Below are 24457 nucleotides of genomic sequence, written 5' to 3'. Positions count from 1 at the left end.
GAGAATTGCGTTAGGGCGAACCTATGAACGCTCATGCGCGGCGTCAAGGTAGGGTGACAGTGCAAGTGCCTTTGTCACAAGATCGTGCGGCAAGGGCATCAGTGTCGCGTTGGCTGTCCATAAGACCGCCGTTTCGATCTGCTTGTCAGGGTAAATCTGCGCAAGCATAGCGGCATAAGCGCCCATTTGCCGCAGAATACCATCGGGACAACTGGCAGGCGTGTCGGGAACGGTGCGGTTTGTTTTATAATCAATCAAAAGGGCACGATCCCCTTCGATCACCAGCCGGTCGATGATCCCGTGTAAACGTGTGCCCGCAACGTCGGCGGTTACCGGCACTTCGGTTAGGGTGCCGGATGCAAATACCCGCGCAACCGACGGGGCATCCAGAACGCGCTTAACTTCTGCAATCGCTTGCGCTGCATCTTCGGGTGCGACGCCTTGGGTCAGATGACGTGCCGCGTTCGAAAATGCCGGTTCGCTCAATCCGGGTAGTGTTTCAAGCAACCCGTGCACCAAGGTGCCATAGGCCATCGCCTGTTCGCTTTCCTCACCCAGCGCGCCAGCCAGTGCTTTTTTCCCACCCAGATCTGATGGCGAAAACACAGTCTTCTCATGCGAGAAAATTGGTAACGCCTGTTCAAAAGTGGTCTCTAATATGGGCGTATCAACTGTCTTTGTCTCTTGCGCTACGATTTCCAGACCGTTCCAATCGCCTTCTTCAAACCGTCTGATGCCGCTGCTGCCAACCTCGACGCCATTCACATGATCCATCGCGTCTTCGGCAATTTGATACCAGTCGGTTTTGTCTTTGGACAAATCGCCCGCCGCCGCGATCATCAGCCATTTTTCGGCCCGTGTCATCGCAACATAGAGCAGCCGCAGCCGCTCGGCATATTGGGCATCTTTCATTCCGTCCAGCGTGGCGCGCATCGCTTCGGGCAAATCAGCTGCGGCGGGTTTCCAGACCGGCGTTTCGTCTATCTCGACGATCTCGTCTTTGATCACGATGTCGCGTCGCCCCGTATCCGGCAGGATTACAATCGGTGCCTCAAGCCCCTTGGAGCCGTGCACTGTCATCACCCTGATCTGGTTTGACGCGCTGTCAATCTGCCGCTTGATTTCAAGATCATCGGTTTGCATCCATTCGATAAAACCTGTCAGGCTAGGAATATCGTTGCGCTCGTATGCAAGCGCTTGGGTCAGCATCGCGTTGATCCCGTCCTCTGCCTCCGGTCCCAATCTTGCCAAGAGTTTTTCCCGCCCGCCATGACGTGTCAGGATGCGTTCGATCAGATCATAGGGGCGCAGGAAATCGACCTGCCCGCGCAGGTCATTCAGTACGTTCAATGTGTCCCAATACTCTTCCTTACGGTCGCGCATTGCCCGTGTGAGACTTGAAGTGATCCGCTTGTGGGCCAGTTCAAACAGGTCTTGCTCGGACCAACCGAAAAGTGGCGATTTCAGCGCTGTCGCAAGCGACAGGTTGTCGTCCGGTGTGGCAAGAAATGACAGCAACGCCGCCAGATCCTTGACCGCCAGTTCAGCCCCGACTTTCAACCTGTCAGCGCCGGCAATCGGCAGGCCCGCTGCTTTGCACGCACGGATGATTTCGGCAAAAAGCGCAGAGCGCCGTTGCACGAGAATAAGGAAATCACCGGCACGGATGGGACGCCTGATCAGAGTTCCCTGCGTGGCCCCGTCATCGGGAATATATGACGGGTTTTCGGGGTCAGTCAGTTCCTTGATCTGTGCCGCGATCTGTTCGGCCAGAATGACCGTATGGTGCTGCTCGGAGCGGCGGTCCAGCGGGTCAGTCCATGGCCGGTCTTCGTCCGGTTCGGCCTTGGCTACAACCGGCCACAGGTCAACCCGCCCCGGCAAGGTGTCCTTGAACGCGATATGCTGGCTTTGCCGGTCAAACTCCGCACGGCGGGTTGGATCAAAGATGGTGTCTACAAAGCGCAAAATCGCATTCGAGGACCGGAATGAATAATCAAGACTGCGGTGCTGGAACACCTGATCTGCGGCTTTGATCTTGGCCTCGAAGGACAGGCTTTTGCGATCAAACTCAAGTGGGTCAGCACCCTGAAAGGAATAGATCGACTGTTTCTTGTCCCCCACCACGAACAATGTGCGGGCAACCTCGGTGCGCGCGCCTGATCCGCTGTAAAACTCATCTGCCAGCAGCTCGATGATGTCCCATTGGTGGGGCGAGGTATCCTGTGCTTCGTCCACCAGAATATGGTCGATCCCGCCGTCGATGCGGTACAGCACCCAAGCCGCAACTCTTTCGTCTTGCAACAATGCGCGGGCACGCAGGATCAGATCGTCAAAATCCAGCCAGCCGCGGATTTGTTTGGCGTTGGCATAGCGGGCAAGAAAGGTCTGCGCAAACTGATGCAGCGCCTCGCCTTTCTCTGCTGCTTGAAGGGACAACCGGGCATTACGCGAGTCCTCAACCCGCAACATCAAGGCTTCAAGCGGGTCCATCAAGGTACCAAGGATCGCTTGCGTGGCTTTGGTTGGAAAGCTGCCGATCTTTGCTGTGAACGGCGATTTGGCACCGCTTCCTGTAAGAAAAATACTCTCTAACTCGGGCAAAACCGCCATATTCATTGCGGTGATGTCTTGTAACCTTATGCCGGCTTTCTGGTCATTCCCGCCCTTGGCCAATAAATGCGGAACGATCGCGGCGATCAGTTCAGCTTCACCACCAAGAAACACACAGGCCTCGACCGTTTGGGCATCAAGATCAGAGGGCTGACCCAATCCGGCGAGGATGTCGCCCCGCGTTACAGGCGTGCTGAACCCCTCCCGCATACCAACGATACGTTTCGTGAGCTTTCCAAAATCCTCGCCCGTATAAAATCGGGCAATATTGCTGATCAAGCGGGCGTCGGGCCCTTCTGACATCTCGTCGACAATGTCGGCGCGCAGCAGATCAGCGGCGCGATCTTCGATTTCCGAAAACTGCGGGCTGACCCCTGCTTCAAGCGGAAAACGCCGCAACAGAGACGCGCAGAACGAGTGGATCGTCTGAATTTTCAGGCCACCGGGTGTCTCAATGGCCAGCGCAAACAGCGTCCGGGCCTTGCGCAACTGTTCTTCGTCAAGGACACCACCAACCCCAAGGTCCGCCATGGCCTCCCTTAGGTCAACATCGCGCAGCATCGCCCATTCGCCCAGCCGTTTAAACAGGCGGTTCTGCATCTCGGACGCGGCCGCTTTGGTATAGGTCAGGCACAGGATATGTTGCGGCTCGACACCGTTTAGCAGCAAACGGGCCACCCTGTCTGTCAGGACGCGTGTTTTGCCCGATCCCGCATTTGCGCCAAGCCATGTAGAGGCATCAGGTCGCGCGGCTTCGATCTGGGCGCGGGTGGCATCGTTGAGGATCATGTCAAATCTTCCGGTGTTGCAGGCGTCGTGCCATCCCATTCCCCGAACCGCGCCAGTTGATCGTAATCTCCGGCGATGTCCTCGGTTTTAACAAGGCGGCGCGCGGTGAAACCCTGCTGGGCGGACAGGTAGGTTTCGATCAGCGTATGCAGACCGGCAAGGACCGCGGCGGGCGGTTCATCGTCCAAAGGCGCGGCGACCTCTCTTGGACTGCTGCCCAATCCGATGAATACCGCATTTGCGACCGTCGCCACGCCTACGTTTTCAAATCCGCCTTCTTCGATCATGGCCGCCTCAAGCAGTAATTGTTTGTCAAAGAACTTCTGTTCCTTGGCGCTGGGCGGGTTGCCTGTCTTGTAGTCATATATCAACACATCGCCAAATTCGGTCCGGTCAATCCGGTCGGCAAACCCCTTTAGCCTGAAACCCAGATCCTTGAATTCATGCACACCCTTGGCCGCTTCTTCGAACAACATTGGCGTTGCGAACTTTTGGCGTTCCTGTTCGTTCTTGACGAACCAGTCGGCGATCCGTTCCACGCGGGCCTGCCACATCAACCGCGCGGCGGGCCAGGGCACCTCGTTTTTCAACACCTCTTGGGTAATCTTGATCAGATGGTCGCGGTTCAGGCGGTCGGGGTCGTCGCGTACCGATTTAATGAACAGCTCCATGATCTTGTGAACGATAATCCCGCGAACAGGCGCGTCGGGCGATTGTACCAGCGGATCAATCGGGCGCAGGCGCAAAGTGTGTTTTGCGTAAATTGCATAGGGATCACGGATCAAACGTTTGATCTCCGTCACCGACAGGGCGTGGGGCCGCGCGATCACGGGTGGCCGTGGCGACGGACGCGGCGCGGGGGCGACACGGTCGAACGCCTCGATGGCGCGCACCTGTCCGGTCCAGTACTGCCCTCGTTCGCGCATCGCCTTAAGCGCGGTTTTCCCCTGCCCGTTCGGCAATCCGTTCATCAGGTTTTGCAACCTGTTCAACCAGCGCGACGGCACTGTTTCGGCCTCTTCGGAACGGATTGCCCGCGTCAGCCAAACCTCGGGGGCGGCAATGGCCTGTTGGAAATCATGCGCCGACAGGCCGATGCGCCGTTCGGGCAACAACATCCCTGCTTGAAGACGCATCTGACGGTTCAACCAAGGGTCTGGCGGGGGCGCTTCGGGCCATGTCCCATCGTTCAACCCGCCCATGATCACCAAATCCGCGCCCTGAACGCGGGCTTCTAGCGTACCCCAGATCATGACGTCGGGATGCGGCGCATCGCGGTCGCGCACCTCCTCCGCCGAAAGCAACGCACCAATCAGATCGCTGTAATCAGAGGCTGACATCGCACCGCCATGTGCGGCATGTTCAACCAAAGCATCAACGGTGTCGCGGGCCTTGCGCCCGGCCTTTTTCTGCCAAAGCTCGTGCTTGTCGTCGCCCGACTGCCCGGCGGCAATCTTTTCGGCAAGGCCAAGGTGTCCCGTTACCCAATCAGACAGGGGTTTTTCCGCATCAACAGGACATTCGCAAAATGTTTCGCCAACCCACGTCACCCACGCCATAAACGTTTCGCGGCTGGCGCTGTCTTCGATCTTGTCCGCGGCCTTGGTGCCGACCTGCAACAATCCCTCACTGTCAGGATACGGCAGACCCTCACGGCGGATTCGCATTTCCAGAAGTTGGGTATTCAACTGGTGCTGGTTGCGCCCCTCACCGCTATGGGTCAGCGGATGTTTCAGCAAAACCAACAAGGCTTCTGCATCGAGTTTGCGTAGAAACAATGCTGCAATATGGCGCAAAAACCGACCGGGCGGCGAAAGATGAAGTGGCGTGCCCGCGCTGTCGTCCGGCAGGATATTCCAGCGGTCCAATGCGGCAGTCACTTGCCGTGTTAGCATCCGGTCTGGTGTAATCAACGCCGCCTTCTGCCCATCATTGACGGCTTTACGCAAACGCATCGCGATCGCCAGCGCTTCGACACGTGGTGTTGGTGCCTCAAGCAGTGTCAGGTCTTGGGTGGCAAGGTCGATGTCTTTCAGGTCCGGTCCCTCGCTAAGCCAAGTATCCGTTACAGGGGCAGGCCGCAGTGACAGCGAAACAAGAGCATTGCGCGCAGATGAAGGGGGCGGCGTTTGGGTCCAGCTTTGCAGAGGTGGATCAATATCCAACTTTTGCATCAGATCAAAGAAACGGTATTGCGGATGATCCTCTGGCGGTGTTTTTCCGCTAAGGACGGGCCATTGCGAAAGAGGCATGGCAAAATCGTACCCCGGCAGGATCAACGCCCCTTGCGGCAATCGCGCGACGGCTTGCATCAGCAACGACGTTGTGCCCCGCGACCCTGTCGAGCCTGCGACAATAACCGGATTCTGCGGCGGGTGGTCTTGCCAATGCGCCACTATCATGTGTGTCAATTGACGTTGGCGGGCCTGTGCATCCGGCGCCGCATCCATCCCGCTTAGGTAGGTGTTCGCGATGTCCAGAAACTGCTTTGCACGCTCCCAGTGGCCGGATTGATCCGTGACGTCTAAATTCGCAATATCTTCCGCGCTCACGCCTTCGCCCTGCATCTCATCAATCAGGGAGGCAAGGCTGTCGGACAGCGCATAAAGCGAGGCACGCGGCGCAATGCTGGGGTCCGCGGTGATCAATTTCGATACAAGCTGTATCAACTCAAGACGACGTCGCAAGGGCGGCGTCGCGGCGGGCAAGGTCTGGCCCGGAACAATTGTATCCAGATCGCCAAGAAGCCGGATGTTGGGCAGAAATCCAGCGGGGCCTGCATCAAATATCTCTCGCAGGCGCCGCGCCATCCGGCGGGTGTTCACAATCAGATCGACCCGCGCAATGGCTTCGGGGGGCTGGCCCGACAGTTTTTGGCGCAATCCGTCAACCAGCGCTTGGGGAAAGTCCACGCCGGGGCTAACGCCAAAAACGCGCGGCTGGTCGGTCGAATCAAACATCGAAACGATCCAGCATATCCTCGGCCAGTGTGATCCCGTCAGGATGCCCGACATCACACCATTGTCCCGGGTAGGACAGGCCGAACAAACGTTTATCTTCCAGCATCTTGTTCCAAACGAGGTTCAGCGAAAACTTGTTCTCTTCGATGTCGTGCAAGCGATCGGTTTTGATGATCTGAATGCCGCCATAAACAGTGCCGGGGCCCCGTTCGATCCGGCCGGTTTCTGAAAGCGTGAAATCGCCGGAACTTTCATGCCCGATGGCCGAACCGGTCGGCACACAAATTAATAAGCCATCCATCTTCTCGGGCTTCCATGCGCGGCAAAGCAATTCGATCGGGTTCGGTCCTGCCCAAATCGCATCGGTGTTCTGGGTAATCACCGGCCCTTGCCCCAACAGTGGCAATGCATTTCGCAATCCGCCCCCGGTCTCAAGGATTTCGGGCGTCTCGATGACCGTTTGGACAGAACGGGGTTTCAAATGGGCGTCCAGCATAGCGGCCTTGTAATGCAAATTCGCAACGATCGGATCGCAGTCTGCAGCTTTGGAAAGCGCCAGCGCGTGATCTATCAACGCTTTACCGGCGACCTTTATCATCGGTTTGGGCTGGTCTTGCGTCAGCTCTTTCATCCGCGTGCCAAAGCCGGCGGCGAACAGCATTACGGGATAGGTTTGTGCGGGCATTGGCGTTTCAGGTGCTCCAGAAAAGACGGGGTTGGTTCGGGCAACAGCGGGGTCAGCACGACAGAAAGCGCAGCGAGATCGGGGTGCGCCAGATTGCGCTGCACATAGCCCCAGACGCGCGGGATCATGTCGACATACTGCGCCTTGCCATCCCGCAGGCAAAGGCGGGCAAAAATACCCAGAATGCGCAGGTTCCGTTGCAGACCAAGGATCGCATAACTGGTCTGGAAAATGGCCGGATCATCGCCCGTTTCGGCCAACATATACGCGATGATTTCATCTTCGACTTCGGGGCTGACCGCACGGCGGGCGTCTTGCAGGATCGACACAAGGTCATAAGCCGCCGGCCCGACCAGCGCGTCCTGAAAATCAAGCAGGCCAACACGTTTTACCCCGTTGTGATCTGGCAGCAGAAGCAGGTTTTGAGCGTGATAGTCCCGCAGGATCAATACGGGGTCACCGGTTACAGCGCGGTCGGCGAAGGATTTGAATTCAGCGATGAACGCTGCCTGCGCCGCTGCGTCGACGTCTTGCGCATACCATTCGAACAGGGGCGCGATCATATCGACAAGCCATTCGGCATCGCAAACAGGCAGATTCGGATTTGGCACCGAACGCAGGTGAATCAGAACATCAGCGGCTGCGCGGTACAGCGGGATTTCCTGTGCGGGGTCTTGTGCGATCAGGTCTGCAAAAAGGGCGTCGCCAAAATCTTCGATCAAAAGCAGTCCGGCACGCGGGTCCTGATGCAAAATCTCGGGCGCGCTTAGCCCAATTGTCCGCAGATGGTTGGCGATCGCGATGAACGGGCGCACATCCTCGCCGGTGTCGGGGGGCGCATTCATCAAGATGGCTGTGCTACCGTTTTGGTCCGTTAAACGGTCATACCTGCGCGCAGAAGCATCGCCCGCAACCGGCTTGCGCGTCGCGTCTGCCCAGCGGGTATTTTCAAGAAAGCACGCGATTTCACCGGCCCGTTGCATCATGTTTTCCAGCGGCTGATTTTCCCGTCCCATTTTGTGTCTGTCCATGCGACGCTGATCTGCCGTGTATCGTCGGCTGTGCATGTTTCAAACACAATGTTCAACGCATGTTCCGGCGTCATATCGCCCAATCTGTCCGGCCATTCGACAAGGCAGATATCGGTTTCAAACGCCTCCGTCAGCCCAAGCTCTTCAACCTCCTGAACCGAGGTCAGCCGGTATAGATCGGCATGCCATATGTCACAGGTGCTGGCCGGATAGGTCTGGACGAGGGTGAAGGTGGGCGATGGCACGTCCTCGGCAAAGCCAAGGATCGACTGGATCAAGGTGCGCGCAAAATGTGTTTTACCCGCGCCGACATCGCCGTGCAGCAAGATGACATCACCCGCTGACAAAGCAGGGGCCAAAAGGGCCGCAAGAGATGCTGTGTGCTCAGCGGACGTCGAGGTGATTTTAAGGTTTTTTGCGCTCATGCCATATGGTGACAACCGGCCCAATCTTGCGCAAGTCGAAAGCGGCGGGCAGGGCGAATTCTGCGTCTGTTCCTAATGGTCTGCCGGTGCGCTGCTTTCTATTGGCACGACAGTGCTGGCGTTTTGAGAAAACCGGACCAACGTGGCATCGGCGGCCAAGGGACAAAGGGTGCAGCGCAATTTCGTGCCCTGAGTCAGGGTAAGATCAAAATTATCCACGGGGCGCGGGCCGATCACGGTGGTAAAGCGGATCAGCTTTGACCAATCGGTATCTTTGTGCGCCTTGTCCTGCCAAAGCTTCGCGGCATCATGGACCGTGACATCGGCAAATGCTGCTTCGGGGTTTTGACCCCACATCTTTCGATAGGCTGCATTGCAAAAGGTCAGAACGCCGGTAGACGAAAAGACCACCAGCGCGTCATCGACTGTGTCGAGGAGTGTCTCGAATTGTTCGACTTCGGCACGGTAGCTGCGCGACAGGGTGATTTCTGCACTGATGTCTTCGATCAGAAACGCCGTTGCCCCGTCGGGGTGCGGGCGGCCCTGAACGCTATAGGTGCGGCCATCCTCAAGCGTCCATGTTTCATGGTACTGACCATCAGATGCTGCTGTAATGACATCTGCAATGTCTTGGCGCCACGACCGGTAGTTTTTGGGTTCGGGCATCCGGCGGTTTTCACGCAATGCGTCGAAAAAGGCCATCATCGTAGGCTGCGTTGCAAGAAAGCTTGCCTGTAACCCGGACAAATCCACCAAAGCGGGATTGAAAATGCCGAGTTGCCCGCGTCTGTCGAAAATCGCGAGCCCAACCGGCAAATGTGCAAAGGTCTTTGCAAGAGTTTGCACAAAAGTGCGCTGGGCCTCTTCCGCGTTGACCAAGGCCGTGATTGGCGTTGCATGGTTCATACTGCCGGTTTCGGTCTGATGGGTCACAACCTCGAACCACTCCTTGTGGCCCTTCGCGTTGATCGCGGAACAGCGTTGCGTGTTTTTCGTACCGTCGAGTGAAAACAGGGTGCCGTCCTGCAAAGTGCCAAGTCGACGTTCAAGCAGGTCATAGGCGTCATTGTGCCAGCCCACCCGACCGTTTGCGTTCACCTCCCACGCCGGCTGCACCATGGTTCTCACACATCGTTCCATCGGGCCGGTTTCGCGGGCGGATAATCCGGACTGCCTGCTGTTCTCGACGACGTCGTTCAGCTGCACCCAACACATCCCGTCGCGCCAGTTCATTTCAAGCTCCACACGGTCATTGGACTGGGCCGGACGCAGTTTCATACTGCCGGTTGCGCCAACGCCGGGGCGCTCTGGAAAGTCGGGGAATCGGCCGAGCAGCCCGCCACGCAAATCGTCCCAGACATGGGTACCGGGGGCGAGCGAAAACCGCTGCATCGCAGAAGTGCTTGCGTGGTGCAGCACGCCGTCGTCAAACAAAAAGGACAAAGGGTCGGAATTTTCTGCCGCGAGAGAGGCGACAGGAGTGCGGGTGTCCTTTAGAAAATATCTTGCAATGAACGCGGTGAGCGTGGCGATCAAAGTCACAAAGATGATTTCGGAGTTCGCCAGCATGTGCTTGCCTCTTTGGCCCTATGGGCAAGATGACAAGCTAGGTACGTTTGGTTAATTTTCTATTAACAACAACTCAGATTGTTTGTCATTTATTAACGTTTTACCGCACCCATCATCCCCCATGGGCGTCAAATTGTTGGTTCTCGCCCATGCCTTCTGAATCCGGTAGGGTGCGGGATTGGAGGTTGTCCCGCGGCCAGATGACCTCAACCACTGCGCCACGGGTTTCGGCAGTGTGATTTTGGCCGCGACCATTGGCAAAGCGCAACGTTGCGCCGGAGCGTTCGAGCAACGTTTTGGCGATGAACAATCCCAGTCCCATCCCCTCGTATTCGGGGCGCGATAGCGTGGTGCGCGCACGCGCCCTGTCTCTCATAAACGGGTCCCCGATACGGCCCAGAATATGCGCTGGAAAACCGGATCCGTCGTCCATGATGCGTATCGAAATGCTGGACTCGGACCAACTGGTTTCAACCCAAACTGTGCTGCTGGCGAAATCGACGGCGTTCTGGATCAGATTGCGCAGCCCGTGAATGATCTCTGGTTGGCGCGGGATCATCGGTTGGGTTTTGCGATCCCCGCCTTCCGGTGTCTGGGTGAGAATAACCGCCTTGCCACGGTCCATATGCGGCTCGGCGGATTCAAGAACGACAGCTTCCAATGGTGCGTTATGCATGTGCAAATCGTCTTTACCGGCCCGCCCCATGTCGCGCAGGATGTCGCGGCAACGGTCCGCTTGATCACGGATCAGGGCCGCGTCTTCTGCAAGATCGGGATTTTCGCTTAGATCGTTCAGCAGTTCAGTTGACGCAAGTTTGATCGTCGCCAAAGGCGTGCCGAGTTCATGTGCCGCCGCCGCAACAACGCCGCCCAGATCCGTCAGTTTTTGTTCACGGGCCAGCGCCATCTGTGTGGCGGCCAAAGCATCGCCCATTGAATGCACCTCAGTGGTGACACGGCGGGAATAGGCGCTGGTAAAAACGATGGCGATCACAAGTGCAGTCCACTGGCCAAAAACAAACAGGCGCGGGATGCTAAGTGTATCGCCGTCCAATGTCGTAAGGGGCAGGTGAAAGACCGATAACAGCGTGACCAGAACAATCGCGGTAGAGCACAAAACCAGCGTTGAACGCAGGCTAAGCGCTGTTGCGGAAATGGTCACCGGACCCAGCAACAACAGCGCGAAAGGGTTGTTCAACCCACCGGTCAGGAACAACAGAAAGGCAATTTGCAGCAGATCGAAACTGATCATCCACAGGTTTTCAAACTCGGACAGACGTTTGTTTTCGGGAAAGATGAAGGTGGCGACAAGGTTTGCGATCACTGACGCCCCGACGGCCAGATAACACAGTCCCAGCTCCAGCTGGATGCCATAAATCAACTGGGCCACATTGATTGCAATCAACTGCCCCGCAATGGCGACCCAGCGCAACACGATCATGGTGCGCAAGCGTATCCAGTTGGCCCGCGTGCGGCCCGAAAGAGGGCGGATTGTTGCCTGCGTCATCTGCGCACCTTTTGTTTATTCGCCGTTGCGTCTGCGATTTTGTAGCGTAGGTCTGCACCAAAGCACGATCAAGAGCGCCAATTGGCACAGGAGCCCAAGATGAACCGCACCATTACATTTACTGCAGTTGGCGTTGCCGCCGCGTTCCTGTTGGGAACGGTCTGGATTTCGTCGCAAGGCGCAGGTGGCGACAAGTTTGCGCAATGCCGTGCATCGGCGGTTGCCGGTGATCTGGGTGGCCCTTTCGAGTTGGTCAATGCGCAAGGGCAAACCGTGACCGATGCGCAGGTGCTGACCGAGCCGTCGCTGATCTATTTCGGGTATACCTATTGCCCTGATGTCTGCCCGATGGATGTGGACCGCAACGCCTCTGCCATCGAGATCCTTGAAGAGCGCGGCAAGCAGGTAACGCCTGTTTTCATCACGATTGACCCCGCACGTGACACCCCCGAAGTTGTGGGTGAATTCGCCGAGGTGATGCACCCGCGCATGGTCGGGTTGACCGGTTCACCCGAGCAGATCAAGGCGGCGAGCCAGGCCTATAAAACCTATTACAAGGCCCACCCTGCGGTGGACGGGGAATACCTTGTTGACCATTCCACGTTCAGCTATCTGGTGCTGCCCGAAGACGGGTTCGTGCAGTACTTCCGGCGCGAAACCCCGCCCGAATTGATGGCCGAACAGATTGGCTGCTTTCTGGAGAACGCTTCATGAGGCGGGCATCTTAAATTGACGGATTTGCGCATCGGACCATATGGTATCGCAAGTCAAACGGACTTGAGCGCAAGGAAGTGAGCATGGACCAAATTGAGATCGGACCGGATAAGTCGTTGCTGTTGGTGGACGATGACGAACCCTTTCTGCGGCGTCTGGCCAAGGCGATGGAAAAACGCGGCTTCGAGGTCGAGACCGCCGACAGCGTTGCAGGGGGCCGCGCCATTGCAACAGCCCGACCGCCCGCCTATGCGGTGATTGATTTGCGGCTTGGCGACGGCAACGGTTTGGATGTGGTCGAGGTGCTGCGCGAAAAGCGGGTAGATGCGCGCGTGGTGGTGTTGACCGGCTATGGTGCGATTGCCACGGCTGTGGCTGCGGTCAAGATTGGTGCGACGGATTATCTGTCCAAACCTGCTGATGCCAATGACATCACCAACGCGCTGTTGGCGACGGGCGACGACATGCCACCGCCGCCTGAAAACCCGATGAGCGCGGACCGCGTGCGGTGGGAACATATCCAGCGGGTCTATGAGCTGTGTGATCGTAATGTATCGGAAACCGCGCGCCGGTTAAGCATGCACCGGCGCACATTACAGCGGATATTGGCGAAACGCTCACCGCGGTAGAATATCCTCAAAAAGGGGGGGTGACATGCGTACACCCCCTGTGCACCCCCCGTACACCGGGCGGTGCATCATCGGACTACAGGTCGTAGCGTTTAAGGCGCTTGTCGACGATATCGCCATTGGCCATTTCGTAGTCTTCGATCACACCGTAATCCTGAAACCCGCGGCTTTGATAATAGATTAGCCCACCCTCGTTATCAGCGCGGATGTTGGCGTTGATCCAAACATATCCCATCGCTTTGGCCGCTTTTTTGGTCGCCTCGAACAAGGCTGATCCGATCCCAAGGCCGGTTTGGCCGATCTGTACGAAAGTGGCGATATCGACGGCACCTTTTGGCAGGTCTTCTTTCGGATTGATCCACTGGAAGCCGACGATGTTTTCCTTTTGATCGACAGCCACGTGCCATGCGCTGCGCTCGGGTTTGAAGGCCATCCGTTCGATCAGGTCCGCCCCTGTCACAGGGCGCGTGAGTGCGGTGGTGCCCCCTTCGGCAATGATTTCGTTCAGCAGCTTTGCCATGTTGGGGGCATCAAGGCTGATGGGGCGACGGACCTGGATCATTACAGTTGCTCCAGCAAGGAAACATGGCGGGCAGTAAAGGCGTTGCGCGTTTCCACCGGTGGGCGCAGGACGATATGCAAACCTTCCATTAAGGAAGGATCGGGTTTGCCAAAGAATTTGGACGACTCAGCTTCGGAGAAGCCGGCAATTTGCACGGCTTCCATCCACGCGCTGATTTTATCCGCCTTCTTGATCTGCTTTTTCACCGAAACCGGCAGGCTGGAGGGCAGGCCAAAGCGCAGATGGATGGCGGCGGTCAGCCGGTCATCCAAGGCACCATAATTTGGTCCAACCGCAGCTTTGACCGGCGAGATCATATCGCCAATCACATACTCCGGCGCATCATGCAGCAGCGCAGCCAAGCGCCATTTGGCGGGCGCCTTGGGATTGATCCGGCCAAAGATTGTTTCGACCAGCAGCGAATGTTCTGCAACGGAGTAGGCGTAATCGCCACGGGTTTGCCCGTTCCACCGCGCGACAAACGCCAGCCCATGCGCGATATCTTCGATTTCGATGTCAACGGGTGTCGGATCCAGCAGATCCAGCCTGCGACCCGACAACATCCGCTGCCATGCTCTGGGTTGTTGCGCCATGCGGGGCTTCCCTAACGTCATTGGAATAAATGGAACTATTCGTCGCTTGCGGTGTTTTTCACATGAAGGAGAGACTGATGAAACTGTTTATTTCGACCATGACGCTTGTTCTTGGAGCCACGTTTGCCACGACCGCTATGGCGGACAGCAACGTCTGCATGCCGGCCGGTGAAATGAAAGCAGCCTTGACCGACTGGTACGGTGAAAAGCCGGTTGCCGCGCCTACGGAAGCGAAGGAGCAGCTTTGGGTATCGCAGGAGACCGGCACCTGGACGATGATCAAAGGATTTTCCGACGGCAATGCCTGTGTGATCGCCCAAGGTGATGACTGGATGACGGGCGCGGATCAGGATCAAATTCTTGCGCAGTTGCAGGATTAACAGGCTGTAAGTGGCTCAAGCATCATATGTTGAGAGATCGCGCCAAAACTGTTAGGCGGCGGTCAAACAACTTTGATCGAGGTGCCCCTATGGCAAACGACTATATCGTAAAAGACATCGACCTTGCTGCATACGGCCGCAAGGAGCTGGACATCGCCGAAACAGAAATGCCGGGCCTGATGTCCCTGCGTGAGGAATATGGCGAGAGCAAGCCGCTGAAGGGCGCGCGCATCGTCGGTTCGTTGCACATGACAATTCAGACAGCGGTGTTAATTGAAACGCTGGTTGAGCTGGGTGCGGATGTGCGCTGGGCGTCCTGTAATATCTTTTCTACCCAAGACCACGCTGCGGCGGCAATTGCTGCGGGCGGCACGCCTGTGTTTGCCATCAAGGGTCAAAGCCTGACGGAACACTGGGATTACTTGGACAAGTCTTTCATGTTCCCTGAAGGTCCGAACCTGATTTTGGACGATGGCGGCGACGCAACATTGTACATCCTGCTTGGCGCACGCGCCGAAGCTGGTGAAGATATTATCGCCGTGCCAACATCGGAAGAAGAAGAAGCGATCAAGGCACAGATCAAAAAGCGGATGGAAGCGAGCCCCGGCTGGTTCACCAAGATGCGCGACCAGATCGTTGGTGTTTCCGAGGAAACAACAACCGGCGTTCACCGCTTGTACGAACTGGTCCGCGATGGCCAGCTGCCCTTCCCTGCGATCAACGTGAACGACTCTGTCACCAAGTCGAAGTTTGACAACAAATACGGGTGTAAGGAATCGCTGGTTGACGGCATCCGCCGCGCCACGGACACGATGATGGCGGGCAAGGTTGCCGTTGTCATGGGATACGGCGACGTTGGCAAAGGCTGTGCCGCGTCACTGGTTGGTGCCGGCGCGCGTGTGATCGTGACCGAAGTTGACCCGATCTGCGCATTGCAGGCGGCGATGGATGGTTTTCAGGTGACCACGCTGGAAGATGTGGTCGCGACGGCAGATATTTTCGTCACGACCACCGGCAACAAAGACGTGATCCGCATCGAGCATATGCGCGAGATGAAGGACATGGCGATTGTTGGCAACATCGGTCACTTCGACAATGAAATTCAGGTGGCCAGCCTGAAGAACCACAAATGGACCAACATCAAAGAACAGGTGGACATGATCGAGATGCCGAACGGCAACCGGTTGATCCTGTTGTCCGAGGGGCGTCTGTTGAACCTTGGCAACGCCACTGGCCACCCGTCGTTTGTGATGTCCGCGTCCTTCACCAATCAGGTGCTGGCGCAGATCGAATTGTGGACCAAGGGCGACGAATACAAGAACGAAGTCTACATTCTGCCCAAGCATCTGGATGAAAAGGTTGCGCGCCTGCACCTGGACCGGATCGGTGTGAAACTGTCCACATTAAACGCGGAACAGGCGGCCTATATCGGCGTGACGCCGGAAGGACCGTTCAAGCCGGAACATTACCGTTACTAAGATTTGTAGCATGGCGATTGCCACGTGATGCACGAACGCCGGAACATTGATGTGTTCCGGCGTTTTTGTTTTTGCGCGATAACGATGCCTGTAGCCGTACGGCCGGTGATAAGAGGTGAATTTGCCAAGGGGGACTGGCTTGGAAATTTCCCCTTTGAGGTGTCAAATTTAATGCGTAGTGTCGGCCCCAAGATCAGACGTGCTGGTCAGAATATTGAAAAAGGGACGATTTTAATGGGCAAACGGGATGAGTGGATCGCGAAATATGCGGACGATCTGAAGAACAAATGTGGCATGACGCCGGACATGGACCTTTTGACAAAGGTGACGATTGGCTGCGGTCCGTCGATCTATAACGCCGATGCACAGACTGTTGCCGGCAGCCAGGCGAGCGAGCTTGAGACCGTCAAGAACAACTTTCTGATCAAGAAGTTGGGTTTGCCCGATGGTCCGAACCTGATGGAAGGCATCAACAAGGCGATTGAGACCTACGGCAAGTCGGAGCGCAACAAATACCGCGCGGTGATCTATTACATGCTGACCAAAGAATTCGGCAAAGAGTCCGTTTACGGCTGATCCCGAAAAACCGAAGATATTGCATGAGCGCCTGCTGTTTTGACAGCGGGCGTTTATCATTTGAAAAGTAATTTAGATATCAATTGCTTGGCTTGCGCCGCACAACTTGGTACCCATTACCCAACGGCTAGGATGGCCAGAACATATTTCGATACGTGTGTGGGTAGTGGAGCACGCGGGGTGAGAAAGGGTTCTGGCATCGGTGCCGGGACCCTTTTTTCGTGAGTGTTCTAGAACAGGGTCAGGATAAGTCCCATAATGGCGCAGCCGAACGTGGCATAGCCGCCGTCGATCAGCGTCAGACGGAAGGGGCGACCGCCGTAGCCGTTGTTGATCATGATCCACGGGCTGATGAAAAACAGACCAATCCCCAGCCCTGACATCAATCCTTTGCCGGGATCGTCAATTTCCGAAAGGGCAAAGGTGTGGCGCATCATGCCTGCCACCAGCACCATTGCGACCGCAGCCATAACAAAGGGTAGGGGAGATTTGTCGATGGGTTTCCCGTCGGCATCGACTTGGATATTGGCGGCTGCGACCCAAGGTTTGGCCAATGCCATGTACCAGATTGCGCCAAATCCAAAACCTGCGGCCGCTGCTACAATGACTGCGACAATTCCCATATCAACCTCCCCTAACGCGCTTTGGGGGGAGTATGCACAGGCTCGCCAAAATTAGCTATGGTTTCGTCTGACCCATGGCACAGACCAATTGCCATTCTGCGTCGGTCACCGGTTGCACCGACAGACGCGAATTGCGCACGAGGATCATATCGGCAAGCTGTTCCTCACCCTTGATCTGATCCAAAGTTACGGGTTTCACGAAGGGGCGCACCGCCTGAATATCAACGCATTCCCAGCGTGGATCATCGGTTGTGCTGTCGGGATGTGCCTCTGCGATCACCTTGACGATGCCAACCACGGATTTTTCTTTCATCGAATGATAAAAGAACCCCAAATCCCCCAGTTTCATTTCGCGCATGAAGTTGCGGGCTTGGTAATTACGGACACCGTCCCATTCCTCGCCCGCGTCCCCTTTGGCCAGCTGATCGTCCCAACCCCATGTATTAGGCTCTGATTTGAATAGCCAATAGGCCATTACCCGACAACCCTGACCCATTCGCGCAGGGTCACGTTTTCGAATAATCCGGCCTTGGCGTAAGGGTCATTCGCGGCCCAGTTTTCAGCGGCGGCAAGGTCCGGCACATCCAGAACGATCATGGATCCGCACATGTCCCCTTGGGCATTTTTCATCGGTCCGGCCAAGGTCACGCAGCCTGTTGATTCAAGATACGCAAGATGCGCCTCGCGGTTTTCTTTGCGTATTGGCAGGGCACCGGATTTGTCGTGGGCCATCAGACAGACAAGCATTTCATTCTTCCTTTAACGGGCGCGCCAGAAGGTCACGCATTGCGGTTGCCACATCTAGCCTGTTCTCGAGCAGGCCTGCAACGGCTGCGGTGATGGGCAGATCAAGTGCGCTTTCTTGTGCCAGAAGGTGCACGGCCTTGGCGGTGGCGGCCCCTTCGACAGTGGTGTTGGGGTCAAAGCGCGTACCCTGGCCCAAAGACAGGCCAAGACAATAATTGCGCGATTGTTCAGATGTGCAGGTCAGGGTGAGATCGCCAAAACCGGACAGCCCCGACAGCGTTTGTGGATCAGCCTTCAGATGCGCGGCCAGACGCTGCATTTCCGCGAAGCCACGGGTCATCAGGGCGGCGCGTGCGCTTTCGCCCAGACCTGCACCCATCGCCGTTCCGCAGGCAATTGCGATGACGTTTTTCAAGGCTCCGCCCAGCTCTGCGCCAATGGTATCAGTGGTTCGGTAAAGGCGCAGGTTCGCGGTGGTAAGTTGCTGCTGAAGGTCTTGGCCAGTTTTATCGTCCGCGCACGCGAGCGTGAGCGCCGTTGGTAGCCCGCGTGCGATGTCCCGCGCGAAGCTGGGGCCGGTCAGAATGGCAGGCACCGCAATGGGAACCACGTCTGCAATCACGGTGACGGGGCCGGCACCTGTTGCCAGCTCGATACCCTTGCAGCAGGCAACGAGGGTTTTACTGGCGAGCAAAATCTTGTTCGCTTGGAGAAACCCGCGCAGTTTTTGGGTGGGTACAGCGATGAGAAGGATGTCCGCGTTTGCTGCCTGTGCCAAATCGCCCGTAAGGATCAAGGATTCAGGGAACGGACATCCAGCCAGTCGCGCGGTGTTTTCCCGCGCTTCGGCCATATTTGCCGGATCCCGCGCCCAAAGGGTGATAGGCCCCTTTCGCGCCAGGGAAATGGCCAGCGCCGTGCCGAATGCACCCGCACCCACGACGGCGACGCTCATGCTTTTGCACCCTTTTTGCCGCTTCCCAACATGGATGGTTGCGAGATGTCCAAGGGCCAGCGGGGACGAGCGGAAAGGGTAAGATCATCGGGCGAGCGGAAACGAGATTGTTCACCGCCAGCATAAGCGATCATGGCGGCATTGTCGGTACAAAGCGCAAGCGGAGGGGCGACGAAACCGGCGGTGAAATCCTGCGCAACAGTCTCTAACGCGGTGCGAATGGACTGGTTTGCGGCAACACCGCCAGCGACACATAAGGTACGGGGTGCCGCGTCTGGATAAAGAGCAAACGCACGGCGGGTCTTTTCCGCGAGAACGTCAACAACGGCCGCTTGAAAACTGGCGGCGAGGTCTGCCTGATCCTGTGGGGTCAGCCCGCCCTTTTCAAGAACCACGGCATCACGGGCCCGCAACACGGCGGTTTTCAGGCCGGAGAAAGACATGTCACACCCCGCGCGGTCCAAAAGAGGGCGGGGCAGGGCAAACCGTTTGGGATCGCCAGATCTTGCACAGCTTTCGATCGACGGCCCCCCCGGTTGTGGCAGGCCGATCAGGCGGGCGACCTTATCGAAAGCTTCGCCTGGCGCATCGTCGATGGTTCCGCCAAGACGTTTGAAGTCATCAGGGCCAAGGACCATCAAGAACTGGCAATGCCCGCCGGACACCAGCAGCATCAGGTATGGATAGGGCACATCATCAGTCAGGCGCGGCGTTAAAGCGTGACCGGCAAGATGGTTGACGCCAAACAGCGGCTTTCCCGAAGCCAAGGACAGACCTTTGGCACACATGACGCCGGATACAACCCCGCCAATCAGACCGGGACCGGCGGTTACGGCGATCATGTCAATGTCGGAAAGGGTCGTATTTGCCTGTGTTAGAGCCTGTTCAACACAGTAATCAAGCTTTTCTGCATGGGCACGGGCGGCGATTTCCGGCACGACACCGCCAAAGGCGGCATGCAGATCAACCTGTCCGTCCACAACCGAGGACAGGACAGAGGCGCGCCCGTCAGCGGGCAGATGCACGACAGCGGCCGCGGTATCGTCGCAGCTGCTTTCGAGTCCCAAGACTGTGAGTGAGGACGGCATGGCGGCTTTCCGTTGCAAGGGGGTCCCCCCGCAGGTATCACCACAGGCGATGGCAAACAATGCTCGGACCTCAAATGGATAAGCCTGCGCTGCTACTGACGCGGCCCCGCGACAGCGCCGAACGGTTTGCCGCGCGTCTGTCAAAGAGTGCATTACAAGATGTATCGATCTGCATTTCGCCCTTGTTAGAGATTGATAAGTGCGGTGAAGCGCCGGATGTGTCACGATATGACGGTGCAATCTTTACCTCTGCGCGCGCGCTGGATTTTGCACCGACACTTTCGAATGGCATTGCATTTTGTGTGGGGGTACAGACGGCCAAAGCGACTAAAGCCGCGGGCTGGCAGGTGGAAATGGTGGCGCAGACGGCGGATGAACTGGTGGCACGCATGCGGGACGCCAAAGTCACGGGCAGGTTTGTGCATCTGGCGGGAGAACACCGGCGCGGGCAAATCGCGCAGCGTTTGACACAGGCCGGTATGCAGGTTGATGTTTTCACCCTGTACACGCAACATTTGCGGCCGTTGTCAAAGGATGCACAAAGGATGCTTGCGGGGGAAGTACCGGTTATTGTTCCCCTGTTCTCTCCGCGTACGGCCGCGCAGTTTGTCGATCAGGCGCAGGACCTGCGACGTGTTGCAGTCGCGGCGATTAGCCCTAGTGTAGCGGAGGTTTTTCAGGGCAAGTTACCGAAAGCACTGCACATCGCGAAGGCACCGACGGGTGAAGAAATGGTCCGAACGGTTGAAATGCTTTTGTGCGGCGATAGGTTTCCTTGAAGCAGGGCGACGTTGGCGGGTAAGGTGTTAGAGTTCATCTGGCGCAGGTCAGAATCAGAAGGGTATGCAGTGTGGCGAAAGCGAAAAAACCGACCCCGAGCAGTAAAAGCAGTTCGGTAGCGTCGAAAGATTCAAGCGCTAAGGCGGACAGCAATGTGAGTAAAACGCAAACCGGTGCGTCGACGGACCAACCGGCAAAACCTGCGCCATCGCGTAAGCCTGCGTCTGCTGGCAAGAAAGACGCTGAGGCGGTTACCAAGACGGCCAGCACCCCTGCGAAGGCACCGCAATCTGCCAAGGCGCCATCTGCAAAAACGGTGAGCGCCCCGACAACAAGTTCAATCCCGAAAACGGCCAAACCGGATGCGGCGAAGAAGGTTGCCGAACCGGAAGCGTCGAAAAAACCGGATGACGCTGCAAAACCGGACGACAAGCCGACGGAAGCAGCAAAGACCCCCACGCCAAAGCCGGCAGCGCAAGACGTAAAGCCAACAGCGCCGCCACCCCAGCAGACAAGCGAACCCAAGGGCAGCGTATTTTGGCCCCTGGTCTTTGGTGGTGTGATCGCGGGGGGACTGGGGTTTCTTGCGGCGGAAATGAATGTTTTCAACACACGTGCTGATCTGGACGGGATTGACCGGACCCTGAGCGCGCAGGCTGACCGCATTGCGACTTTGGAAAATGCTGAGGCACCTGTCGTTGAAATTCCCGAATTGCAAGATGTGCAAAGCAGTATCGCTGCGCTGTCCGACACTGTGTCGCTGATTGAAGTACGGCTGAAAGAGTTGGAGAACCGGTCCGCGCCATCGGGTGAGGGGAGCGGCGTTTCAGCAGAATATGCCGAGGTTCTGGAGACGTTGCAGGCGTCGGTCGAGGAACAGAAGAGCGAAATTTCACGGCTGCTGGAAAACGCCTTGAGCGTGGAAGAGGCAACAGCGAATGCGGCCCGCGCGGCGCAGGCACAACAAGCATTGACCGCGATTACAGCGGCCTTGGGGACGGGTGCCGGGTTTGAAGCCGCTGTACAGGATTTGACCGACAGCGGTGTCGAAAACATACCCGCGGCGTTGAACGAGAATGCAGACGGGGTTGCCCCCTTGTTGAGCTTGCAGACGACTTTCCCTGATACGGCGCGCGCGGCCCTGTCCGTGGCCCGCGCCAGCGGTGGTGATGATACCGCAGGCGGTGTCGGTGCGTTTTTGAAACGTCAGCTGGGTGCGCGATCCGTGGCCCCACGCGAAGGGGATGACCCGGACGCGGTGCTGTCACGTGCCGAAGCGGCTGTGCGTGAAGGCCGCGTTGCCGATGCTTTGACGGAAATCGAAACGCTGCCCGCGCCGGTGCAAGACGCGATGGCGGAATGGCTGGCAGCTGCGCGCGCACGTGCCGCGACAGAAGCCGCGGTGCAGGATCTGTCCCAACGCCTGACGGCAAACTGAGAAAGTTAAATTTATGTTGTGGTCATTGATCAAGATTATTCTGTTTGTTGCTGTTGTGGCGGCGTTGGCATGGGGTGCGGGGTTCTTGCTGGAAAGCGAGGGCGGTATTCAGGTCACGGTGATGGGTACCGAATATAGTTTCGGCCCGCTGCAATCCGTCATTGGCGTTGCGGTGTTGATGATCGCGGTCTGGCTGCTGCTGAAAGTGTTTTCACTGCTGGTTGCCACGTGGAAGTTCCTGAATGGGGACGAGACCGCGTTGTCGCGCTATTTCGATCGCAACCGTGAACGCAAAGGATTTGATGCACTGGCTGAGGGGCTGATGGCGCTTGCCAGCGGTGAGGGCAAGGTCGCGATGGCCAAGGCGGCGAAGGCGGATAAATATCTGCAAAAGCCTGCGTTGACCAATCTGTTGACCGCACAAGCCGCCGAAATGGCGGGCGATACCCGCAAGGCCGAAGAGACGTATCGCAAACTGGTAGAGGATGAGGCGACCCGTTTTGTCGGGGTGCGCGGCATCATGAAACAAAAGCTGGCAGAAGGCGACACAGAGACTGCATTGAAGTTGGCCGAGAAAGCTTTTGCCCTGAAGCCGAAACATGCGGAAACCGGTGATGTGCTGTTGCAATTGCAGGCCGGCAAGGAAGACTGGACCGGTGCGCGCAAAACATTGAGCGCCAAGCTGAAGAACGGTCAGTTGCCCCGCGATGTGCATAAACGCCGTGATGCCGTTCTGGCGCTTTCCGAAGCCAAGGACATCATCGACGAGGGCAAAGATATCGAAGCCCGTGAGGTGGCGATTGAAGCGAACCGTTTGTCGCCCGATTTGATTCCGGCTGCTGTACTGGCCGCGCAGGGTTACATTGAACAGGGCAAACCACGTTATGCGGCCCGTGTTTTGAGTAAAGCGTGGAGCGTGCAACCGCACCCCGATCTGGCCGCTGCCTTTGCCGCGATTGAGCCGGATGAGAAGCCCGCAGCGCGGATCAAGCGGTTCCAGGCGTTGATCAAATCGCAACCGGACCACGCCGAAAGCAAGATGTTGAAAGCCGAACTTTTAATCGCGGATGAGGATTTCCCCGCTGCGCGTCGTGCGCTGGGCGATCTGGTGGAAACCGATCCAACCGCGCGTTCAGTGACCTTGATGGCTGCGATTGAACGGGGCGAAGGGGCGTCGGATACCGTGGTAAAAGGCTGGCTGGCGCGCGCATTGGCCGTGTCACGTGGCCCGCAGTGGATCTGCGACAACTGTCAGAACATTCACAGCGAATGGGCGCCGATCTGTGGCAATTGCAAAAGCTTTGACACGCTGTCGTGGAAAACGCCGCCGATGTCAGAGGTCGTGATGCCCGGTGGTGTGCAAATGCTGCCGCTGATTGTCGGCGCGGTTGAGGATAAATCCGGTGCGGATGGTGCTGGTGCCGTTGTGATGAGCGACACAATCGAAGATGTCGAGTTGATCACCGACCCGCCGGAAGACGGGCCGAAGGCAGAAGAACCCGCAAAGCCCTAGGGCGCGCGGGTTACTTACCCTTCCAAACGGGATCGCGTTTTTCTGCAAAGGCGCGGGCGCCTTCCATCTGGTCCTCTGATGAATAAAGCAGATCAACCGACGGCAGTTGTCGCCCTGTGATGCGGTTCATCGCGTCCTGAAACTTGGCATCTTCGGCATCGCGCACGATTTCCTTGATCGCGGCGTAAACCAGCGGCGGACCGGAGGCCAAAAGCCGCGCCAGTTCCCATGCGCGATCCATCAGCTGATCCGCAGGCAGGATTTCGTTGACCAGTCCCCAGCCCTTGGCCTCGTGAACGTCAAACCAGCGCCCTGTCAGCAATAGTTCCATCGCGATGTGATAGGGGATCCGTTTTGGCAGTTTGACAGAAGCGGCGTCCGCCACGGTGCCGGAGCGGATTTCAGGCAGGGCGAAAGTGGCGTGATCTGCAGCAAGGATCATGTCGGCGGAGAGGGCCAGTTCCAAACCGCCCCCGCAGGCAATGCCGTTCACGGCGGCGATCACCGGTTTGTTCAGGCCGCGCAGTTCCTGCAACCCGCCAAAGCCGCCGACGCCGTAATCCCCATCGACAGCATCCCCGTCAGAGGCCGCTTTGAGATCCCAACCGGGGCAAAAGAATTTGTCACCACCGCCGGTAATGATTGCCACGCGCAGTTCGGGATCGTCGCGGAAACCGGCAAAGACCTCGCCCATCAGGCGCGAGGTTTTCAGATCAATGGCATTGGCTTTGGGCCGGTCCAGCGTGACTTGCAAGATGGCACCGTCGCGGTGGGTTTTGACGGGTGTGTCGGACATGGGTGT

23 protein-coding genes are annotated in these 24457 nt (G+C 57.3%); 8 read left to right on the top strand and 15 right to left on the bottom strand.

Annotated features, from left to right (window positions below; translation table 11 throughout):
- Positions 1-21: 21 nt before the first annotated feature.
- From addA to regB, 7 genes are all read right to left on the bottom strand, one after another.
- On the bottom strand, positions 22-3402 hold the full coding sequence (addA, locus tag Z947_RS0103415; protein WP_025042911.1) for a double-strand break repair helicase AddA: 3381 nt from the start codon (positions 3400-3402) through the stop codon (positions 22-24).
- Complete coding sequence (addB, locus tag Z947_RS0103410) at positions 3399-6362, bottom strand: double-strand break repair protein AddB (protein WP_025042910.1); 2964 nt, start codon at positions 6360-6362, stop codon at positions 3399-3401. The genes addA and addB overlap by 4 nt, the downstream gene beginning before the upstream one ends.
- The gene (locus Z947_RS0103405) at positions 6355-7047 is read right to left on the bottom strand and encodes a nucleotidyltransferase family protein (RefSeq protein WP_025042909.1); all 693 of its coding nucleotides are present in this window, start codon (positions 7045-7047) and stop codon (positions 6355-6357) included. Before Z947_RS0103405 ends, addB begins: the two co-directional genes overlap by 8 nt.
- Positions 7023-8063, bottom strand: a complete 1041-nt coding sequence (locus Z947_RS0103400; RefSeq protein ID WP_240477506.1) for an aminoglycoside phosphotransferase family protein — start codon at positions 8061-8063, stop codon at positions 7023-7025. The genes Z947_RS0103405 and Z947_RS0103400 overlap by 25 nt, the downstream gene beginning before the upstream one ends.
- Positions 8030-8503, bottom strand: a complete 474-nt coding sequence (gene tsaE, locus Z947_RS0103395; protein WP_025042907.1) for a tRNA (adenosine(37)-N6)-threonylcarbamoyltransferase complex ATPase subunit type 1 TsaE — start codon at positions 8501-8503, stop codon at positions 8030-8032. Before tsaE ends, Z947_RS0103400 begins: the two co-directional genes overlap by 34 nt.
- A 72-nt stretch (positions 8504-8575) precedes the next feature.
- Positions 8576-10072, bottom strand: coding sequence for a PAS-domain containing protein (locus Z947_RS0103390; protein WP_025042906.1), 1497 nt, complete (start codon positions 10070-10072; stop codon positions 8576-8578).
- 112 nt (positions 10073-10184) lie between these two features.
- Positions 10185-11579 carry a sensor histidine kinase RegB gene (gene regB / locus Z947_RS0103385; protein ID WP_025042905.1) on the bottom strand — a complete coding sequence of 465 codons (1395 nt, stop codon included), beginning with the start codon at positions 11577-11579 and terminating at the stop codon, positions 10185-10187.
- Between the two features lie 99 nt (positions 11580-11678).
- On the opposite strand from regB, the gene Z947_RS0103380 reads away from it, so the two are divergent.
- Positions 11679-12293, top strand: coding sequence for an SCO family protein (locus tag Z947_RS0103380; RefSeq protein ID WP_025042904.1), 615 nt, complete (start codon positions 11679-11681; stop codon positions 12291-12293).
- 83 nt (positions 12294-12376) lie between these two features.
- A complete protein-coding gene (locus Z947_RS0103375) occupies positions 12377-12922 on the top strand; it encodes an ActR/PrrA/RegA family redox response regulator transcription factor (RefSeq protein WP_037938653.1) in 546 nt (181 codons plus the stop codon).
- A gap of 76 nt (positions 12923-12998) precedes the next feature.
- Here Z947_RS0103375 and Z947_RS0103370 read toward each other — a convergent pair whose 3' ends face one another.
- Both Z947_RS0103370 and Z947_RS0103365 read right to left on the bottom strand, forming a co-directional pair.
- Positions 12999-13484, bottom strand: a complete 486-nt coding sequence (locus Z947_RS0103370; RefSeq protein ID WP_025042902.1) for a GNAT family N-acetyltransferase — start codon at positions 13482-13484, stop codon at positions 12999-13001.
- Positions 13484-14077 (bottom strand): HD domain-containing protein, encoded by a 594-nt coding sequence (locus Z947_RS0103365; protein WP_025042901.1) that lies wholly within the window; start codon positions 14075-14077, stop codon positions 13484-13486. The genes Z947_RS0103370 and Z947_RS0103365 overlap by 1 nt, the downstream gene beginning before the upstream one ends.
- 77 nt (positions 14078-14154) lie before the next feature.
- On the opposite strand from Z947_RS0103365, the gene Z947_RS0103360 reads away from it, so the two are divergent.
- From Z947_RS0103360 to Z947_RS0103350, 3 genes are all read left to right on the top strand, one after another.
- Positions 14155-14457: a hypothetical protein gene (locus Z947_RS0103360; protein ID WP_025042900.1), complete on the top strand. Its 303-nt coding sequence runs from the start codon at positions 14155-14157 to the stop codon at positions 14455-14457.
- Between the two features lie 89 nt (positions 14458-14546).
- Positions 14547-15935, top strand: a complete 1389-nt coding sequence (gene ahcY, locus Z947_RS0103355) for an adenosylhomocysteinase (RefSeq protein WP_025042899.1) — start codon at positions 14547-14549, stop codon at positions 15933-15935.
- Positions 15936-16169: 234 nt separating this feature from the next.
- Positions 16170-16511, top strand: coding sequence for a DUF2853 family protein (locus Z947_RS0103350; protein WP_025042898.1), 342 nt, complete (start codon positions 16170-16172; stop codon positions 16509-16511).
- Positions 16512-16741: 230 nt separating this feature from the next.
- Here the strand turns inward: Z947_RS0103350 and Z947_RS0103345 are convergent, their stop codons facing one another.
- The 5 genes from Z947_RS0103345 to tsaD are packed head-to-tail and all read right to left on the bottom strand — an operon-like array spanning position 16742 to position 19924.
- Positions 16742-17134: a DUF1761 domain-containing protein gene (locus tag Z947_RS0103345; RefSeq protein WP_025042897.1), complete on the bottom strand. Its 393-nt coding sequence runs from the start codon at positions 17132-17134 to the stop codon at positions 16742-16744.
- A gap of 55 nt (positions 17135-17189) precedes the next feature.
- Positions 17190-17609 (bottom strand): EVE domain-containing protein, encoded by a 420-nt coding sequence (locus Z947_RS0103340; protein WP_025042896.1) that lies wholly within the window; start codon positions 17607-17609, stop codon positions 17190-17192.
- Positions 17609-17881, bottom strand: a complete 273-nt coding sequence (locus tag Z947_RS0103335) for a YciI family protein (protein ID WP_025042895.1) — start codon at positions 17879-17881, stop codon at positions 17609-17611. The genes Z947_RS0103340 and Z947_RS0103335 overlap by 1 nt, the downstream gene beginning before the upstream one ends.
- A gap of 1 nt (position 17882) precedes the next feature.
- On the bottom strand, positions 17883-18836 hold the full coding sequence (locus Z947_RS0103330) for an NAD(P)H-dependent glycerol-3-phosphate dehydrogenase (RefSeq protein ID WP_025042894.1): 954 nt from the start codon (positions 18834-18836) through the stop codon (positions 17883-17885).
- On the bottom strand, positions 18833-19924 hold the full coding sequence (gene tsaD / locus Z947_RS0103325) for a tRNA (adenosine(37)-N6)-threonylcarbamoyltransferase complex transferase subunit TsaD (RefSeq protein ID WP_025042893.1): 1092 nt from the start codon (positions 19922-19924) through the stop codon (positions 18833-18835). The genes Z947_RS0103330 and tsaD overlap by 4 nt, the downstream gene beginning before the upstream one ends.
- 74 nt (positions 19925-19998) lie before the next feature.
- On the opposite strand from tsaD, the gene Z947_RS0103320 reads away from it, so the two are divergent.
- The 3 genes from Z947_RS0103320 (at position 19999) to Z947_RS0103310 (ending at position 23655) form a co-directional block, all read left to right on the top strand.
- Positions 19999-20703, top strand: coding sequence for a uroporphyrinogen-III synthase (locus Z947_RS0103320; protein WP_052880595.1), 705 nt, complete (start codon positions 19999-20001; stop codon positions 20701-20703).
- Positions 20704-20858: 155 nt separating this feature from the next.
- On the top strand, positions 20859-22142 hold the full coding sequence (locus Z947_RS20785; protein ID WP_240477505.1) for a COG4223 family protein: 1284 nt from the start codon (positions 20859-20861) through the stop codon (positions 22140-22142).
- Between the two features lie 13 nt (positions 22143-22155).
- Positions 22156-23655, top strand: coding sequence for a heme biosynthesis protein HemY (locus tag Z947_RS0103310; RefSeq protein ID WP_025042890.1), 1500 nt, complete (start codon positions 22156-22158; stop codon positions 23653-23655).
- Positions 23656-23665: 10 nt separating this feature from the next.
- Here the strand turns inward: Z947_RS0103310 and Z947_RS0103305 are convergent, their stop codons facing one another.
- Entirely contained in the window at positions 23666-24451 is a 786-nt protein-coding gene (locus tag Z947_RS0103305; RefSeq protein WP_025042889.1) for a carnitinyl-CoA dehydratase, read from the bottom strand.
- Between the last annotated feature and the right edge of the window lie 6 nt (positions 24452-24457).

The organism is Sulfitobacter geojensis (assembly GCF_000622325.1).
Lineage (GTDB): Bacteria > Pseudomonadota > Alphaproteobacteria > Rhodobacterales > Rhodobacteraceae > Sulfitobacter > Sulfitobacter geojensis.
The sequence above is the reverse complement of the archived record's forward strand: the minus strand, read 5'-3'. Positions and strand labels throughout refer to the sequence as shown.